This window comes from Streptomyces sp. NPDC028907, from assembly GCF_055564995.1.
Window position 1 is genome coordinate 130628 of record NZ_JBVHVE010000018.1, and the last position, 16512, is coordinate 147139.

Annotated in this window: 15 protein-coding genes and 6 pseudogenes; 9 read left to right on the plus strand and 12 right to left on the minus strand. The window is 68.4% G+C overall.

The genetic code is table 11. The features are described from left to right. The first annotated feature begins 28 nt into the window (after window positions 1-28). The 3 genes from ACZ4UU_RS38985 to ACZ4UU_RS38995 all read left to right on the plus strand — a co-directional run bounded on the left by ACZ4UU_RS38985 (window position 29) and on the right by ACZ4UU_RS38995 (window position 1169). Window positions 29-100, plus strand: a complete 72-nt coding sequence (locus ACZ4UU_RS38985; RefSeq protein WP_309544753.1) for a putative leader peptide — start codon at window positions 29-31, stop codon at window positions 98-100. A gap of 101 nt (window positions 101-201) precedes the next feature. Then, entirely contained in the window at window positions 202-774 is a 573-nt protein-coding gene (locus tag ACZ4UU_RS38990; RefSeq protein WP_471908160.1) for a cupin domain-containing protein, read from the plus strand. Further along, window positions 771-1169 carry a rhodanese-like domain-containing protein gene (locus tag ACZ4UU_RS38995; protein WP_471908161.1) on the plus strand — a complete coding sequence of 133 codons (399 nt, stop codon included), beginning with the start codon at window positions 771-773 and terminating at the stop codon, window positions 1167-1169. Before ACZ4UU_RS38990 ends, ACZ4UU_RS38995 begins: the two co-directional genes overlap by 4 nt. Window positions 1170-1396: 227 nt before the next feature. Here ACZ4UU_RS38995 and recX read toward each other — a convergent pair whose 3' ends face one another. The 5 genes and pseudogenes from recX to ACZ4UU_RS39020 all read right to left on the minus strand — a co-directional run. Beyond that, window positions 1397-2329, minus strand: a complete 933-nt coding sequence (gene recX, locus ACZ4UU_RS39000; RefSeq protein ID WP_471908162.1) for a recombination regulator RecX — start codon at window positions 2327-2329, stop codon at window positions 1397-1399. A 3-nt stretch (window positions 2330-2332) separates the two neighbouring features. Further along, window positions 2333-3457, minus strand: a complete 1125-nt coding sequence (recA, locus tag ACZ4UU_RS39005) for a recombinase RecA (protein WP_471908163.1) — start codon at window positions 3455-3457, stop codon at window positions 2333-2335. Window positions 3458-3814: 357 nt separating this feature from the next. Further along, window positions 3815-5101: an AI-2E family transporter gene (locus ACZ4UU_RS39010; protein ID WP_471908164.1), complete on the minus strand. Its 1287-nt coding sequence runs from the start codon at window positions 5099-5101 to the stop codon at window positions 3815-3817. Between the two features lie 60 nt (window positions 5102-5161). Then, window positions 5162-5356 (minus strand): DUF3046 domain-containing protein, encoded by a 195-nt coding sequence (locus ACZ4UU_RS39015; RefSeq protein ID WP_030046916.1) that lies wholly within the window; start codon window positions 5354-5356, stop codon window positions 5162-5164. A 339-nt stretch (window positions 5357-5695) separates the two neighbouring features. After that, window positions 5696-6003, minus strand: a pseudogene (locus ACZ4UU_RS39020) (transposase family protein); the annotation flags it as partial. A gap of 567 nt (window positions 6004-6570) precedes the next feature. Between ACZ4UU_RS39020 and ACZ4UU_RS39025 the strand changes: the two are divergent. Beyond that, window positions 6571-7482, plus strand: a complete 912-nt coding sequence (locus ACZ4UU_RS39025; RefSeq protein WP_471908165.1) for a hypothetical protein — start codon at window positions 6571-6573, stop codon at window positions 7480-7482. A gap of 433 nt (window positions 7483-7915) precedes the next feature. Here the strand turns inward: ACZ4UU_RS39025 and ACZ4UU_RS39030 are convergent, their stop codons facing one another. Further along, entirely contained in the window at window positions 7916-8392 is a 477-nt protein-coding gene (locus tag ACZ4UU_RS39030) for a hypothetical protein (RefSeq protein ID WP_471908166.1), read from the minus strand. 516 nt (window positions 8393-8908) lie between these two features. Between ACZ4UU_RS39030 and ACZ4UU_RS39035 the strand changes: the two are divergent. Beyond that, a pseudogene (locus tag ACZ4UU_RS39035) lies at window positions 8909-9236 on the plus strand (aa3-type cytochrome oxidase subunit I); the annotation flags it as partial. Here ACZ4UU_RS39035 and ACZ4UU_RS39040 read toward each other — a convergent pair. Then, window positions 9227-9771, minus strand: a pseudogene (locus tag ACZ4UU_RS39040) (cytochrome b N-terminal domain-containing protein); the annotation flags it as partial. The pseudogenes ACZ4UU_RS39035 and ACZ4UU_RS39040 sit on opposite strands and share 10 nt — an antisense overlap. A 208-nt stretch (window positions 9772-9979) precedes the next feature. Between ACZ4UU_RS39040 and ACZ4UU_RS39045 the strand changes: the two are divergent. Both ACZ4UU_RS39045 and ACZ4UU_RS39050 read left to right on the plus strand, forming a co-directional pair. Beyond that, window positions 9980-10464 (plus strand): annotated as a pseudogene (locus tag ACZ4UU_RS39045) (PAS sensor protein); the annotation flags it as partial. Window positions 10465-10483: 19 nt separating this feature from the next. Next, a complete protein-coding gene (locus ACZ4UU_RS39050; RefSeq protein WP_471908167.1) occupies window positions 10484-10960 on the plus strand; it encodes a hypothetical protein in 477 nt (158 codons plus the stop codon). A 37-nt stretch (window positions 10961-10997) separates the two neighbouring features. Here the strand turns inward: ACZ4UU_RS39050 and ACZ4UU_RS39055 are convergent, their stop codons facing one another. The 3 genes and pseudogenes from ACZ4UU_RS39055 to ACZ4UU_RS39065 form a co-directional block, all read right to left on the minus strand. Continuing rightward, window positions 10998-11474 carry a hypothetical protein gene (locus tag ACZ4UU_RS39055; protein ID WP_471908168.1) on the minus strand — a complete coding sequence of 159 codons (477 nt, stop codon included), beginning with the start codon at window positions 11472-11474 and terminating at the stop codon, window positions 10998-11000. Window positions 11475-11796: 322 nt separating this feature from the next. Beyond that, complete coding sequence (locus ACZ4UU_RS39060; protein ID WP_471908169.1) at window positions 11797-12822, minus strand: 6-phosphofructokinase; 1026 nt, start codon at window positions 12820-12822, stop codon at window positions 11797-11799. A 659-nt stretch (window positions 12823-13481) separates the two neighbouring features. Then, window positions 13482-13776, minus strand: a pseudogene (locus ACZ4UU_RS39065) (ATP-binding cassette domain-containing protein); the annotation flags it as partial. A 53-nt stretch (window positions 13777-13829) separates the two neighbouring features. Here ACZ4UU_RS39065 and ACZ4UU_RS39070 point away from each other — a divergent pair. Next, window positions 13830-14447 (plus strand): annotated as a pseudogene (locus tag ACZ4UU_RS39070) (helix-turn-helix domain-containing protein); the annotation flags it as partial. Between the two features lie 76 nt (window positions 14448-14523). Continuing rightward, window positions 14524-15468 (plus strand): hypothetical protein, encoded by a 945-nt coding sequence (locus ACZ4UU_RS39075; protein WP_471908170.1) that lies wholly within the window; start codon window positions 14524-14526, stop codon window positions 15466-15468. Window positions 15469-15474: 6 nt separating this feature from the next. Here the strand turns inward: ACZ4UU_RS39075 and ACZ4UU_RS39080 are convergent, their stop codons facing one another. Together ACZ4UU_RS39080 and ACZ4UU_RS39085 are read right to left on the minus strand one after the other, a co-directional pair. Next, window positions 15475-15783 (minus strand): AzlD domain-containing protein, encoded by a 309-nt coding sequence (locus ACZ4UU_RS39080; RefSeq protein ID WP_471908171.1) that lies wholly within the window; start codon window positions 15781-15783, stop codon window positions 15475-15477. Continuing rightward, window positions 15780-16511: an AzlC family ABC transporter permease gene (locus tag ACZ4UU_RS39085; RefSeq protein ID WP_471908172.1), complete on the minus strand. Its 732-nt coding sequence runs from the start codon at window positions 16509-16511 to the stop codon at window positions 15780-15782. The genes ACZ4UU_RS39080 and ACZ4UU_RS39085 overlap by 4 nt, the downstream gene beginning before the upstream one ends. Window position 16512 lies beyond the last annotated feature (1 nt).

The following is a 16512-nucleotide window of genomic DNA, read 5'->3' on the forward strand; positions in this document are numbered from 1 at the left end:
TGTACTCCCGATCGTGACCGACACCTGTGTGCGCCTGTGGCGGAGGGTCCATATGGACCTCGTCCGCTATGCGGGCTGCGTGTGTCGCCCGTCCTGCTGAACTCGCCTCTCTTTCTTCTCGCGCGCGCCGCTCCTGGCCTCCTGATTCCTGTCGCCGGTGCCGTCGCGCGCACTTCGCGAACTCTCTTCAGGACGGTGCCCGTGTCTGTCTCCCCCGCCGCCGTTGCCTCTTCCGACCCGGCTGTCACGCCTCCCGCGTCGAATTCCGCGACAACCTCCACGCCGCCGACGCAGGCGGACCTTCTCGACTTCGTACGGCGTACGGCCGCCGACGCCGACTTGATCGCCTCGCTCCCGCTCGACCCGGAGGGCCGCACCTGGGTACGGCTCGAAGGCCCCGGCGGCAGCGAGGCCTGGCTGATCGGCTGGCCGCCAGGAACGGGCACCGGCTGGCACGACCACGCCGACTCGGTCGGCGCCTTCCTCACCGCGGCCGGTGAGCTCAAGGAGAACGCGCTCGCCGTCCGGCTGCCCGCCGACGGCTGGAAGACGCTGGAACTGACGGACGACGTGGACCGGGAACGGCGGTTGCCGGCCGGAAAGGGCCGCTCCTTCGGCCATCACCATGTGCACGAGGTCCTCAACGAGTCCTCCGGCCAGCATGCGATCTCCGTGCACGCCTACTACCCGCCGCTGCCGCGCATCCGCCGCTTCAGCCGCAGCGGGCCGATCCTGCGCCTGGAGCAGGTGGAGCGCCCGGAGGACTGGCAGTGAGCGGCGTGAGTGAGCGGCCGGTCGGTATCGACGAGTTGCTGGAACGGGTACGCGCGGGCTACACGCGGATCGAGCCGCAGGAAGCGTACGAGGCAGCGCAGTCCGGCGAGGCTCTGCTGGTCGACATCCGGTACGCGGCCCTGTGTGAGCGGGACGGTCTGATCCCGGGGGCCCTCGTGGTCGAGCGCAACGAACTGGAGTGGCGGCTCGATCCACAGGGCAGCCATCGCGCCCCCGAGGCAACGAGTCACGACCTTCTGGTCGTGGTGATCTGCAACGAGGGGTACGCGTCGAGCCTGGCAGCCGAGTCGCTACGACGACTGGGTCTGCACCGGGCCACCGACCTGGTCGGAGGTTTCCAGGCGTGGCGGGCCGAGGGGCTTCCGGTGACGTAGTGGCTGGAGGCCAAGGCGAGAGTGATCGAAGGCAGCGGAGCAGGACCGTGCCCTACGGACCCACCTGATCACTGCACAGACCCACCTGATCACTGCCCGGCCCCGAATGCGATGGGCGCCCCCGCGCGTCCACCGTGTCCGGGGCCGGAAACCCCCGCGATCGTCGTCGGCCCTCGCTCATGTCCAGGCCCATGTGCAGGCCCTCTACGGTTCTGGGGCCGTAGGGATCAGTACCCCTCGTCCCCGAGGAACTCCGTGTCCTCGCCCTCTTCCTCCAAGGCCTGCCGGACCACCCGTAGAGCCATGCCCTCGGGGTAGCCCTTGCGGGCGAGCATGCCCGCGAGGCGGCGCAGGCGTTTGTCGCGGTCGAGGCCCCGGGTGGAACGCAGTTTGCGGGCGACGAGTTCGCGTGCGGTCGTCTCTTCCTGTTCTGAGTCGAGCTGCGAGACAGCCGCGTCGATCAGTGTGGAGTCGACGCCCTTGGTGCGCAGTTCCCGGGCGAGCGCACGTCGGGCGAGCCCTCGGCCGTGGTGGCGGGATTCCACCCAGGCGTCCGCGAACGCGCTGTCGTTGATGAGGCCGACCTCCTCGAACCGCGACAGCACCTCCTCGGCGGCCTCGTCCGGGATCTCGCGTTTACGCAAGGCGTCCGCGAGTTGCTTCCGCGTGCGCGGGGTCCCGGTGAGCAGGCGCAGACAGATCGCCCGCGCCTGCTCCACCGGGTCCGCTGGGGGCGTCCTCTCCTCGGCCCTCGACGAGGAAGAGGCGCCTCCGTCCTCTCCGGGCGGCTCTGTACGACCGCGCCGACGACGCCCGCGTGGGCCGTCCGAGCCCCGAGCCTCACGCCGGCCGCGGCGTGAGCCATCACCGGGCGCACCGGTGCCGTGCACCGAACCGTCCTCCACCCACGCTTCGCCGTCCGCCGCGCCATGGCCCGGGTCTTCGCCGTACGCCAGGCCCGACTCGTCGCCGTACCCGTCGAAGGACCTGCTTCTGCCGTACGGCGCAGTGCCGTCGTTCCCCCGGTCCGCGTCATGGGCCGTCTCTCCCGCATGGGCGTGGTCGCCCATTCCGGAGGAGTCCGCGTCGCCGCCTCGTCTCCGCTCGCGCGGAGCGTCCGGGTAGGCGGCGTACTCGGCCCAGTCGGTTCGCCGTGTCAAGGGTCAGCTCTTGGCAGTCGCAGCCTTGGTCTTGGCCGCCTTGGCCGCCGGAGCGGGCACCGTCTTCGCGGCGTCGTCCGGGGTGGCGGAGACCGCGGCGTCCGCACCCGGCTCGGCAGCAGGCTCCTCCGGACGCACGCCGACGCCCAGCTTCTCCTTGATCTTCTTCTCGATCTCGTTGGCCAGGTCGGGGTTGTCCTTGAGGAAGTTGCGCGCGTTCTCCTTGCCCTGGCCTAGCTGGTCGCCCTCGTACGTGTACCAGGCGCCGGCCTTGCGGACGAAGCCGTGCTCCACGCCCATGTCGATCAGGCCGCCCTCGCGGCTGATGCCCTGGCCGTAGAGGATGTCGAACTCGGCCTGCTTGAACGGCGGCGCGACCTTGTTCTTGACGACCTTGCAGCGGGTGCGGTTGCCGACCGCCTCCGTGCCGTCCTTCAGGGTCTCGATGCGGCGGATGTCGATACGCACCGAGGCGTAGAACTTCAGCGCGCGGCCACCGGTCGTGGTCTCGGGGGAGCCGAACATCACGCCGATCTTCTCGCGGAGCTGGTTGATGAAGATCGCGGTGGTCTTCGACTGGTTGAGGGCGCTGGTGATCTTCCGCAGGGCCTGGCTCATCAGGCGGGCCTGGAGACCGACGTGGCTGTCGCCCATCTCGCCCTCGATCTCCGCGCGCGGGACGAGCGCGGCGACGGAGTCGATGACGATGAGGTCGAGGGCGCCGGAGCGGACCAGCATGTCCACGATCTCCAGAGCCTGCTCGCCGTTGTCGGGCTGGGAGAGGATCAGGTTGTCGATGTCGACGCCGAGCTTCTTCGCGTACTCGGGGTCGAGGGCGTGCTCCGCGTCCACGAAGGCGACCTGGCCGCCGGCCTTCTGCGCGTTCGCCACCGCGTGCAGGGTCAGGGTCGTCTTACCGGACGACTCCGGGCCGTAAATCTCCACGACACGGCCGCGCGGCAGGCCGCCCACGCCGAGGGCCACGTCGAGCGCGGTCGACCCGGTCGAGATGACCTCGATGGGCTCCATCGACCGCTCGCCCATGCGCATGACCGCGCCCTTGCCGAATTGCCGTTCAATCTGTGCGAGTGCGGCTTCCAGGGCCTTCTCGCGGTCGGTTCCTGCCATGGGTTCCACCCGATTTGCTTGAGTCGATCGCTTCACGTCAAAGACGCTAGCGCCTGCCACTGACAATGCGCCCCGACGCCCGTCCGGCCTGTGGATAACTCGGGGACTTCCCCATCGAAAGCGGGGCGAAATGCCCGCCGAGCACCTCGCCGGAGCCTCCATGAGAATGGATGTTCGATTTTTGTGTCAAGCGCACCACACGTCACCTACGAGACTACGTTCGCGGCCCTGGACACCCCGGAATCCCGGCCCGGCCGGCCATGCGCCACTCCCGCCAGCGGGCCACTAGCAAGCCGCCCAGGGAGAGCATTCACCCCAGGCGGACCACACGCGCCCGGGGCAGACCACCCGCTCTCCTCAGCCGGAGTTCTCCCTGGAACTCCCCCCGGAACCCCCGGCGCCCGCCCCTGGCTTCGCCGCCCCCGGCCGATGGGCCCACAGCGCACGCGCGCGCGTGACCAGCCCCCGCCCCGCTCCTCGGCCCCGGTGCCCATGAACCCGGGGATCGTCCGTGACGTCGTAACGCTTCACGTACGCCACCAGGAACGCCTGCAGCGTGGCGATGGCCGGGATGGCGATCAGCGCACCCACCGCGCCGAGGAGGGCGGTGCCGGCGACGACCGATCCGAAGGCGACCGCTGGGTGGATGTCGACGGTCTTCGCGGTCAGCTTGGGCTGCAGCACATAGTTCTCGAACTGCTGGTAGACCACGACGAAGATCAGCACCCACAGCGCGTACCAGGGATCGACCGTGAAGGCGATCAGCATGGGCAGCGCGCCCGCGAGATACGTGCCGATGGTGGGGATGAACTGCGAGACCAGACCGACCCAGACAGCGAGCACGGGCGCGTACGGCACGTCCAGGCTCGCCAGCAGGATGTAGTGGGCTATGCCGGAGACGAGCGCCATCAGGCCGCGCGAGTACAGGTAGCCGCCCGTCTTGTTGACGGCGATCTCCCACGCGCGCAGCACCTCGGCCTGCTTGGCGGGCGGCAGTACGGAGCACAGCGCGCGGCGCAGTCGCGGACCGTCCGCGGCGAAGTAGAACGAGAACAGCGTGATCGTCAGCAGCTGGAAGAGACCGCCGAGGACCTGGGCGGACACGTCCAGGACGCCGGTGGCGCTGTTCTGCACGTAGTTGCGCAGCCAGTCGGACCGCAGCAGGCCCTCCTGGATGTCCACGCGGCGCAGCTCGGTGTGGAAGTGCGCGTTGATCCAGTTGATGACGGAGTCGAGGTAGTTCGGGAAGTCCTCGACGATCTTGATGATCTGGCCCGCGAGCATGGACCCCAGCAGCGTCACGAACCCGGCGGACACGATGATCACGGCGAGGAAGACGATGGCGGTGGCCAGACCCCGGCGTATGCCGCGCGAGGCCATCCAGCTCACCGCCGGCTCGATGGCCAGAGCCAGGAAGAACGCGATGAGGATGTTGATCAGCAGCCCGGTGAGCTGGTGAAAGGCCCAGCTGCCCAACTGGAACACGCCGACGAGTGCCAGCGCGAGCACCATGGCACGCGGAAGCCAGCGAGGCATGCCGGCGTCCGGCCCGGCGGCGCCCTCGCCCGGCGGCGGGGTGGGCGGCGTCGTGCCGAACGGCGATGTGTGCCGGGCGGGCTGCCCGGTCTCGTCAGTGCGTGCCACGGAGCAAGTGTCGCCCACGCCGCCGACAACCGGCTGCCGTACTGCGATCTTCGTGACCTGTCAGCGCTTCTCCCCCGGAACGTTCATGACGGCGCAGACCACACGCCACACGTCCTTGGCCTCCCAGCCGCTGTTCAGCGCCTCGTGCACCGTGCGCCCGCCGAGCTCCGCCATCACGTGGTCGCGCGCGAAGGTGTCGGCGTATCCCGGACCGAAGTGGTCCGCCATCCGCTCCCAGAAGACCGTCAACCGCATGAATTCCGCTCCGTACACACCTTGACCTGCATGTTTCCCACCTCTCACGGTCCCCGCATGGCCGTCAGGGGTTTCCAGGGAGTTCGCCTCCCCTCTGAACCAAGCATCCATGGCGGCGCGACCTCGCCTGCCCGCGTCGGGCATGAAGTCCGTGTATGTACGCAGAGTAAAGCCAGGGTCGGCGTGCCCGAGCCAGCGGGCGAGAGAGACGATCGACTCGCGGCTTCGAGCTGGACGCCGGCGTCGGTGTGGCGCAGGGCACGGAAGGCAAACTCGCACGACGGCTCCCACCTGCTCCAGTGGGTCGGGGTCCACTTTGCCGATGAGTCCCGCAGAGGCGAGGCGTCGGACGTGTCGGTAGGTGCTGAGGCAGGTGGCGAGGTCGAGGAACGCCTCGTGGATGTCGTCGCGTCGCTCCCAGCGGATACGCAGGCGGCGGGAGCCGTGCAGCCCGGCGATCGTTCTCTCGACGACGTACCGGAAGATGCCCTGGCCGCAGCCGTGGGCTGGCCGCGTGCGGCGATGACCGGATGGATGCCGCGCTGCGACAGTAGACGCCGGTACTTGTCATGGTCGAAGCCGCGGTCCGCGAGCAAGGCGTCGGGCCTGCGCCGTGGCCGGCCCATGGTCCCGGCGACGGAGGGGAGTAGCACGCGGCCGATCTCACCATCCGCCAGCGTGGGCAACCCGTGCCAGGCACCGCCGACCGCGGTGCCCATGGTGGGCGCGCCCCAAGGATCCATGCCGCATGCGTGTCTCCACCTCCAGCCCAGTTCCCTGTGCGTCCACGACATCCTGGCGTCACGGGCTGGTGATCAGCACTGCCCTCGGCCGGACACACATGCGGGCCGCCTCGCCGGGATCCGGCAGTCGAGCCACGTCTTCACACGCGCGAGTGCGTCCGGTCTGCCGCGACATCGCACGCGGTGTTGCCGCGGCCCGCGCCTACTTCCCCGTACCCGACGAGAAGGGCCATCCGTACTGGTCCACCTTCCTGGACCAGTCCGAACAGGCCGCCACCAGATGCAACAGACGTACGTCTCCCCCCTCCCCCAGAGGGTCTTCAACTGGATTGAGACGTACGTCGATTGACGATCGCCGTAAGTTCGCCTCACCCGTTCGGGTGGCTGATCCGGATCACTGGGAGGGGTCCCGAAGGCCTGGCCAGATGATTCGAGCGGCTGGCCGAAGCTGTGTACAGAAGGGGAAGAGCAATGCCGATGAAGACAGGGATGGGGCTCGTCGCCCTGCTGACGGCAGGGGTCGCACTGGTCGTCAGCGGGTGTTCGTCGGACACGGCGGACGACGACGGTTCAGCCGGGGTCGCGGCGAGCGCCTCGCGGTCCACCGCGTCGAAGTCGGCCGAACCAAGCCGGGCGTTGGTGAAGTGGGCCGGTCAGATGTGTGAGGCCACGGAGCTCTTCGAGACGATGAAGACGAACAGCGCCATCGGGGTCGAAGACATCTCAGATCCGCCCGCGGACGCGCTGATCGCAGCGGAGTTGACCGCCATGGGCTACCTCTGGGACACGTCGTCGTCCCTCGACCAGGTCGCCGAGGGGCTCGACGCCTTACGGCCGTCAGGTATCGCCGCTGCGGACCGGCTGCACGGCAACCTGAGCAAGGAGGTGGCGAGGGTCCGGCCGAAGGTCACCGACCTCACCGACTCGAGCAGGCACACCAGCCCCGCAGAAGACTCGGTCGACCGGGCCGAGCGCGTCGGCAAACTGATCGCGTCCCTGAAGGTGCCCGAACCTGACTTGGCCGCCGTGGCCGCGCAGGACCCACAGCTCTCGGCCGCGTACGACACCGCGCCCGAGTGCGCCCCGTCCGGACCACTGCCCAAGGCCGCGGACGGCACGGACGTCGGCGCCTGCAAGGACGGGGCCTGCGAGATCCTGGTGACGAAGAAGGTGCACCTCATGATCGGTCCGTGGAAGGTACGCGTATCGCTGACGGAGACCAAGGCCACGGTGCGCAACGACGGATCCAAGGGCGGGGTGGGGGAAATCTGGTTGAGCACGGGCGGAACCGGAAAGTTCGGCGAAAGGGGCGGCGACGAGTTCACCGTCAAAGCCATTGCCGTCAACAAGGACGGCGCCGTGCTGAAGCTCCACGCGAAGTGACACTCCCGTGCCGACTTCGTACCCGTCGGGCCTGCCGGTATGACTACGTATGGTGACAGCGCCGACCGGCGTCCGCCCCACCCCCTCGCCGCACGACCTGGACTTGCAGGCCGCAGCGAGGTCGAAGTCGCCATGCTCGCTCCCGGCTCCCTCTGGGTCACCGGCGCCGCAGGTGATCGCGACCAGGCTCGCGGACTGCGAGGAGTTTCTTCGCGCCTGCCACCAATTTCGGTCCTCCTCGCCGGTGAAGCGGCCGCGGCTCCGCCAGCCGGTTCGCCTTCGACCGGGCCCCGGCCCTGTTCTCCTGGTCTGGCCCGAACCGGCGCCGGCCTGGGCTTCACTCCGCTGCCCAACGGGCACCGCCCGGCCCTGCTACTGCGGGGCCGGGGACATGTGCCACACGGACAGCTGTCGCTACCTGGTCCACGTGAAATCAGTGATGACGCTTGTCCTTGTCGATCGCTCGGAAGCTGCCCACCAACGCGAATGGCACCACCAGACCGTCGAAGACCGCGGTGCCGGCAATTGCACTGCTGGAATTACCGGGCCCAATGGTCGCAATTGCAGCGCCATTGTCGCAGGTAATCCCGGTGAAGAATTCGACGGTCCTGTCACTCTCGTTTCGGACGTTGAAGGTGACCGCCGGACTGCTGATCACAGCAGTGCATACGCCCGACTCTGCCGAGAACGTCCGCTCGTTGACGTAGATCCGCCCGTCATCGTCTCTCTGACGGCCTCCGTTGTGGTCGTTCTGGTAGTTGAAGTCCGTCTGACCGTCGCCGCCCCGGGGGACAGCGGCAAGAGGCTCCTGCACCGACGGAGCGGACTTCGAAGCGGAACTCGAAGCCGAGGCGTAGTTCACACTGGTTGCGGCAATGACGGTGACGCCCACCGACAATGCGATCCCCACAACGGTACGCGTACGCAGACCGATTCTCCTTTTCACAGGCATTTCTCTCCATCTCTCAGGGATGTCAGCCGAGCCGGCCGGTATGAATGAACATACTCACGCCTAATTCTGTCGCCACCTCAGAAATGTGTGAGGAGCAGCAAAAATGGGCCGACTGGGCGTTGGAGCGCCCGACATCAGCTCTGTGACGGATCGTCAGAAAGGCGCGCGCAACAGTGACTTGGCGAGGCAATGGAGCCGTTCGGGGGACTAGGCTGACGCCCCATCACACTTCTGCGCACGTGTCGGGTATTGACAACCTCCTGCGCGACGGCTAGAAGGCACCCGGACTCATGGATTTTCCCTGCTCAGCGGCCTACAACTGGGACTCTAGCCGGTACGCACGGGCGATCGCGGGACCGGCAGGGCCGCCGTACCGGTCAAAATCGCGCACCGCCCCGAGGACGTCTGAGGCGCACGGGTGAATGCCGCGGACCGCAGGACTGACGCCCTCCTCGCCCGGGTACCCAGCGGCCCGTGGCGGTGGACAGCAGGACCGACCCGGCGCGTGAGACACCGCCCCGCTCGCGCGGGCACTTCGGCCGGGCGTTGTTGCGGTGGACCACGACGACCGACCACAAGGTGATCGGCAACCTCTATCTGACGACCTCCTTCGGCTTCTTCCTCCTCGGCGGTGTCCTCGCACTGCTGATGCCGGCCGAACTCGCCCGCCCCGGCTTCAGCTGTTGACCTGTGGACCATGGGGCTGGTGGTGACCGGCGTGTCCACCACGCTCGGCGCGGTCAACTTCATCACCACGATCCTGTGCCTGCGCGCCCCCGGCATGGCGATGCGCATGATGCCCTGCGCGATCCGCAGCCCGTGCCCGACAGCAGGTCGTCCGGCAGCGAGTAGCCCGCGAAGCCCTCGCCCAGCGCCAGCAGGAACAGGGTCACACCGGTCAGCCAGTTGACCTCGCGGGGCCTGCGGAACGCGCCGGTGAAGAAGATCCGCAACAGATGCAGCCCGATCGCGGCGAGGAAGACCAGCGCCGCCCAGTGGTGCAGTTGCCGGATCAGCAGACCGCCGCGTACGTCGAAGCTGATGTCCAGCGTCGACTCGTACGCCTCCGACATGCGCACACCGTTCAGCGGCCGGTACGAGCCGTGGTAGACGACCTCCGCCATCGACGGGTGGAAGAAGAGGGTCAGCCAGACGCCGGTCAGCAACAGGACGACGAAGCTGTAGAGGGTGATCTTGAGGGTGATCTCGCAGGACCAGCAGGAAAGACCAGTAGTCGGGAACGCCGTGTGCAGGAGCCCGTCACCCTCCGAAAGCGGCAGCCGAGCGTCGACGTAGTCCGCGGTGCGCTCAGCGGCATGCCGGGCAGCACCGATCACGAGTGCCCTCGCGTCCGCGACCGGAAACGGACCGTTACGAACGATCACCCTGCGCCTTCCCTCGCTGGAGGGATGCGCCGGAGGGCGGCGGCGCAAGGGCTGTGCCGATGTCCCGCAGGCCCGTATGCCTTTCGCCGCTGTGGGGGGCGGAGGGCACAGTCGCCAGCGGAGATGAGTTCGGCGCCGACACGGAGCTGCTCCAGATACTGCGGTTCCGCGCTACCGGGCCGCGGTGCTCAGCCGCCAGGCCACGTCCTGCACCGCCCGGCGCCCGCCGAACCACTGGCTGTCCTTCCACCTCTACCCGGACGCATCCGGCATCAGCGTGCGCATCGTCCGCGCCCTCTCAGCCCACACCACGCCCTCGCCCCAACTGCCACCCCCCGCTCCCGAAGCCGGCCCGCTTCGTGCCACCGCCCTTTACCACCTGATGCATCTGGCTACCACCCTCACCTAGGCCGTCGGTGTGCAGGACGTGGTCGAGAAAGTCGCCGACCAGGTCCTGCCGTCTTCGGCGCCCAAGCCCTCGCCCTGATGACCGCTCAGGAGGGCCGACTACGGATGGTCGGCCACCGCGGCTACCCACCCGCGCTCATGGCTCGCTTCGACGCCTCCCCCCTGACTTCCGACACCCTCGCCGTCCACGTGCTGACAACAGGCGTTCCCAGCTTCTTCGCCACGTTCGCCGACTTGAATAGCTATCTCACTTGGAATGGCTGTCGCCTTCACGGGGGTCTCCGCGACCACGTCGAGTGCCTACGACAACTCGGACCTGTCGGTCCGGAGCTGGGAATACAACACCGGCGACTGCCCTTGCTCGAACAACAGCGGCCTCGACTACACCGGCTTCAAGGAGGACGCCGGCGGCGAAGCTCTGAAGCTGGTCGTGGAGAAGAACGGCACCGCCGTGGCGCAGGTCGAGTTCCATCCGTCGGACGAGGTGCTGTACGTCTACGACGGCAAGAACGACGGCGACACGATCTACGTCCGGGCGCATTGGTGGGAGGGCCTCAAGAAGGAGGCGACGTACTGGGCGCCGGGGACGTCCAAGGAACTCGATATGAACAGGATTGAGATGGGAGAAGACGACGACCTCGATGAGGGTGAGGCCGTGTACTTCAGGCTCTACGACGACAAGGCTCTGACCGACCCGATCACCGACTGGTACGACTACATCGCGCATGCCTGACGGCCTGAGCTGACGGCTCCCACGGCCATCTCCGTCGTCAATGTGCCGCTCGCCTCGGCGGTTTCCGTTCTTGGCCAGTCCTGGCCAGCCCCCTCCAAGAGGTCTCCGTCTCCGCGGCGACGGGAAGGGGCTGCCGCCAAGGGGTCGACGCGTCGAGATCCGGTGCGGAACGCCTCAGCCGTTCCGCCGTGGCCTCCACGTCGTCCCGCATCGAGACGGCCAGGAGGCTGAAGGAAGCCGAGGACCGCAGTTCGACGCACACCACGGACCTGCCGGGCCGTATCGCCACGAAGTCCTGTCCGCCTGAGTGCCCCCGTGCGCCGACGCACAGGACGCCAGGAATCCAGACGCCGTACAAAGCCGCTCCACGCAGGGCACGCCACCAGTCCGGCTCCACCGTCACCCGGCACACGGCCGCCAACGGCACACGCACGCTTCCGCGGTGCGCGGCAGCCTTCTCCCACCACGAAAGGCGCACCACGAGGTCGTTGTCCTGCACCACGATCCCTGCCACGTTCACTCCCTGCCTTCCATCCTCGCTCCGGAAGGGGCTGTGACACAGAGACTCCGCGAACGCACGGTCTCATCCGCGATCGCCTGCCACTACTCGCTGTTTGGGCATCTCATTGAATGAGGCTTTCGGCAGTCGGAGGAGATGAGGGGCGAGCACGTTCACGCTCGCACTGGGACGGCGTCAGAGGGCTGACGGGACCCTGAACCGCCATGACCTGACGCCGCCATCAGGTGCGGCTTCGGCCAGCCGTCCGCGCGCGGAGCCCCGGCCGAAGGCGTGCGGTTGGCACACCGGGCCAATACGATGCGGTCGGCCCCGGGGCTCAACCGAAGAACACCTCGAACTCGTCGTACAGCGACGGATCGACCTTCTTGGTCTCCGCAGTGGCCTCGGCGAGGGGAACGCGGACGATGTCGGTGGCGTGCAGGGCCACCATCTTGCCGTAGTCACCGTCCTTGACCGCCTCCACGGCGTGCAGCCCGAAGCGCGTGGCCAACCACCGGTCGAAGGCACTGGGGGTGCCGCCGCGTTGGATGTGGCCGAGGACGGTGGTGCGGGCGTCCTTGCCCGTGCGCCGTGAGATTTCCTGGGCCAGCCACTCGCCGATGCCGGAGAGGCGTACGTGACCGTACTCGTCCAGCGACTGATCCCTGAGGAACATCTGCCCTTCTTTCGGAACAGCCCCTTCGGCTGCCACGACGATCGGCGCGTAGTTGATCTGGAATCGGCTCTTCACCAGCTCACAGACCTGATCGATGTCGAACCGCCGCTCCGGGATGAGGATCACGTTGGCGCCGCCCGCGATACCGGCGTGCAGCGCGATCCACCCGGAGTGTCGCCCCATCACCTCACAGACCAGGGTGCGCATGTGCGACTCGGCGGTGGTATGGAGGCGATCGATGGCCTCGGTCGCAACGCCGAGGGCCGTGTCGAAGCCGAAGGTGTAGTCGGTGGCGGACACGTCATTGTCGATGGTCTTCGGTACGCCGACCAGATCGACCCCCTGACGGCTCAGCTCGGTGGCCGCACCCAGCGTGTCCTCGCCGCCGATCACGACGAGCGCGTCCACGCCGTGCGCGGCAAGGGTGTCCTGAATGCGTTGCGCCCCGTCCTCGTGCTTGAGCGGGTTGGTCCTGGAGGACCCGAGGATGGTTCCGCCGCGAGGCAGGATCCCGCGCACCCGGTCGATGTCCAGCGGTACGAGCCTGCCCTCCAGCGCTCCGAGCCAGCCGTCCCGCACTCCGACGAAGTCGAAGCCGTACTTCTGCACGCCCTTGCGGACGACGCTGCGGATAACAGCATTGAGGCCAGGGCAGTCGCCGCCGCCGGTCAGCACTCCGACCTTCATGGCTTCCTCCCTTCCGTCGGCACCCCACCTGGTCGCAGCTCCTACTCAAGCCTCTCTCCATTCGATCCGCGGCGGCCACTCCACCGGCTCCCGGTTCACGCCTGATGGCCGGGTGCCGGCATCGTTCGATCACGAGCATGAGGGGAATGGCGTCAGGTGGAGGTGACGCTGATGTCCGACGCGCGACTACCTCTGATCGGTACGACGTCAGGCGGCGGCGGGTAGGGCTAGCACGACCTCACCCAGCAGCCGGTGGCCGCTGCCAAGCGGGACATCGAGGGCATGAAGCGCGTCCGGGACCGGACCAGGCACTCACCCGGCGTCGGACGGCCGCTTGGGGCGTTGCATGCTCTCGCGCGCCCACCTCGTTCATTACTCATGGTGACCAACCCGCCGCTTCCGCATGCGGAGCGTGACTACAACAGAGCAGGAAGAGGTGTGCCATGTCGGTCGAGTCGAGCGCCCCGCCGACGGCAGACGCCGCGCAGCAGGACGAGCAGGAGCGCCAGAGCCTTACAGGGCATCAGCTCGCGCTGGCTGACCCGGATGCGGCCCTGGGTGAACGTGCCGGGTGCGACGTATCGCGTCAACCTGCCCGCACCGAGATAATGGATCTACCTCCGAAGCCAGAGCCGGATCGCTGCGACGGTCACGGTGCCCTGGAAGACAAAACCGATGCGTTGTCCGCGCGGTACTGTCCGCTCAGCGTCTCTCAGCCCGCCCACGTCGATGCCGTCCAGCAGGTACGCACCCTCCGTGGGAGAGTCGAGCAGCCCGAGCACGTTCAGGAGCGTGGACTTTCCGGCGCCGGACGGTCCCACGACAGTCACGAACTCACCGCGCTGGATGATTTGGGCCGCAGGGCCGAAGCGCGTACCGGGGGGGCGGCCCCGGATACGTCAGGGCGGCCTGCCGCAGTTCGATCACCGGTGGCTGTGCATGGTTCCTGATCATTGCTGCTCCTCCGACAGCGACGATGCGCCAAACCGCACGCCGGTCACGGCGAGAGAGCGTTGATGGGGCTGGCCTCGGCTGGCGGGAACACCGCCCCGGTCGTCGCCCAGCTGGTGCAGGCCGACGAGGACGCCGTCCGCGACGTGATCCATGCCTTCAACGACAGGGGCTGGCCTGCCTGGACCCTCGCTGGGCGGGAGGCCGTCCCCGCTTGCTCGACGGTGACGGCGAGGACTTCGCCATCCTGACGGCCACCACTCGCCCGAGCGCGCTCGGCATGCCGTTCACGCACTGGTCGGTGCGGAAACTCGCCTCCTACCTGCGCCGGGCTCCAGGGCGGTGCGACGGATCGGTCGGGAGGCGCTGAGGACGCTGCTGATCCGGCGCCAGATCACCTTCCAGCGCACCAAGACGCGGAAGGAGTCCACCGACCCGAACAAGGACGCCAAACTCGACCGCGTCGAGTACGCGATCCACGAAGGTCCGGACCGCACCTTCGCCTTCGACGAGTTCGGCCCGCTCGGCATCCGTCCGACCTCTGAGGCCTGCTGGGCTAGGCCGGCCGGCCCGACCGGCTCCCGGCCACCTTCCACCGCACTCACGGAGTGCGCTACTTCCATGGCTGCTACTCGGTCGGCGACGACACTCTGTGGAGCGTCAACCGCATGCGCCCAGTATCCCGCCCCTGAGAGTGGGCCTGTGCCGGGACCGCTTGTCGAGACCGCTTTCCGCCCTACGGTCTGTCGCATGCCCGAAACCGGAGCTTCTCCACTCACCCCGACGCCCCCGACGCGCTCCCCGCTCTTCCGCGCCGAGCAGTTCGTCTGGCTCACCGCGCGCGTACTCGAACAGCGCCTCTTCGCGTATCACTTCCTGAACGGCGCCGCCGACCCGGTGGAGACCGCGCTGGACGCCTACCGCAACGAGGACGGTGGGTACGGCCACGCTCTCGAGCCCGACCTGCGCGGCCCGGTCAGTCAGCCGCTTCACACAGGTCGCGCACTGCAGGTCCTGGACGCCGTCGAACGCTGCGGCGGACTGCGCGTGGACCGCGTGTGCCGCTACCTCACCTCGGTCTCCACCCCGGACGGTGCCCTTCCGGCGATCCACCCCAGCCAGCGTGGCTACCCGACGGCGCCCTTCATCCCGATCGTGGAGGACGCTCCCAGCTCGCTCCTGGCCACCGGGCCGGTGGTCGGCCTGCTGCACCGCAACGAGGTCTGGCACGCCTGGTTGTTCCGGGCCACGGACTTCTGCTGGCAGGCGGTCGAGTCCTTGGAGAAGTCCCATCCGTACGAGATCGAGGCCGCGGTGGCCTTCCTGGACTCCGCTCCCGACCGCCCGCGCGCGGAGGCGGCCGCAGACCGCCTTGGCCGCTTGGTGCGCGAACAGCGCCTTGCTGCCCTCGACCCGGACGACCTCGACGCGTACCCGGTCTCCCCCGGCTACGCCCCCGACGAGCACCACTTCCCGCACCACTACGCGAGGACACCGCACTCCTTCGCGCGCGCGTGGTTCACGGACGACGAGATGAGCCGTTCCCTCGACCACCTGGCCGGCGAGCAGCAGGAGGACGGCGGCTGGCCGATCCGATGGCGTCAGTGGGCTCCGGGCACCGCCCTGGAGGCACGCCCCATGGTGACGATCGAGGCGTTGCGCACGCTCCGCGCGTACGGCCGTCACATCGGCTGACCAGCCTCACCCGCCGAGGGCCCGTACCCCTGCCGTCACCACCACCGCGGCCGCGACGACAAGCAGGAACGGTGCCCGCAGGACGAGCGCCACAGCAGCCGCCGCGACTCCTGCCACCCTCGCGTCCAGCACCAGCTCATGCCCCTCCCCGAACGTCTGCTGAGCCGTGAGGGCAGCGAGGAGGGCGACGGGCAACAGTGCGGCAAGCCGCCGTATGAGAGGCCGCTCCAGAGCGCCCGCGGGCACCAGCAGCCCGATGAGCTTGACGCCGTAGCAACCGAGAGCGGTGACGCCGATCGCGATCCAGGTACTCACCGCTCCCCCTCCCGTACGTCTCCCCCGCGACGCCCCTGCGCCCACAGCACGACCGGCGCCGCGAGAGCGGCCACCAGGACGGGCACACCAGCGGGCAGCACGGGCAGCAACCCGAGGCCCAGCACCACCGCAAGACCTGCGACAGCCCGCTCGGTCGCGGTCTTCAGCATCGGCGCGAGCAACGCCAGGAAGACAGCGGGCCCGGCCGCGTCCAGCCCCCAGGCATCGGTGTCCCCCATGGCCTCCGCCCCGAGCCCACCGAGCAACGTGGTGACGTTCCAGAGCACGTACAGACTGAGCCCGGTCACCACGAACCCGATCCGCGCACTGCGCCGCGTCGGCTGCGCCAGCGCTACGGCAGCCGTCTCATCGATCACCCACTGCGCGGCGAACGGCCGCATCGCGCGCGTGAGGCTCAGCAACTGCGACAGCCGCAGCCCGTAGAAGGCGTTGCGCACCCCAAGGAAGAAGGCACCGGCGGCCGCGGTCAACGGAGCACCACCGGCCGCAAGCGCCCCGACCAGCGCGAACTGCGACGCTCCCGTGAACACCAACAGACTGAGCGCGCAGGTCTGCACGAGCGTGAGCCCACTGCCCGCCGACGTCACTCCGAACGCGAACCCGGACAGTCCGACGGCGACACCGACGCCCAGCGCGTCCCGTACGACGACGCCATCCGGTTTGTCTCCTTCGGCACGGAGACCTTCAAGAGCTTTCTGTTCTGCCACG

Excerpts from the sequence above, each read along its gene's own strand:
- ACZ4UU_RS39050 (WP_471908167.1), top strand. The coding sequence starts at position 10,484 with ATGGCTGTCGCCTTCACGGGGGTCTCCGCGACCACGTCGAGTGCCTAC.
- ACZ4UU_RS39060 (WP_471908169.1), bottom strand. The coding sequence starts at position 12,822 with ATGAAGGTCGGAGTGCTGACCGGCGGCGGCGACTGCCCTGGCCTCAAT.
- ACZ4UU_RS39025 (WP_471908165.1), top strand. The coding sequence starts at position 6,571 with ATGCCGATGAAGACAGGGATGGGGCTCGTCGCCCTGCTGACGGCAGGG.
- recA (WP_471908163.1), bottom strand. The coding sequence starts at position 3,457 with ATGGCAGGAACCGACCGCGAGAAGGCCCTGGAAGCCGCACTCGCACAG.
- ACZ4UU_RS39015 (WP_030046916.1), bottom strand. The coding sequence starts at position 5,356 with ATGCGGTTGACGGTCTTCTGGGAGCGGATGGCGGACCACTTCGGTCCG.
- ACZ4UU_RS39075 (WP_471908170.1), top strand. The coding sequence starts at position 14,524 with ATGCCCGAAACCGGAGCTTCTCCACTCACCCCGACGCCCCCGACGCGC.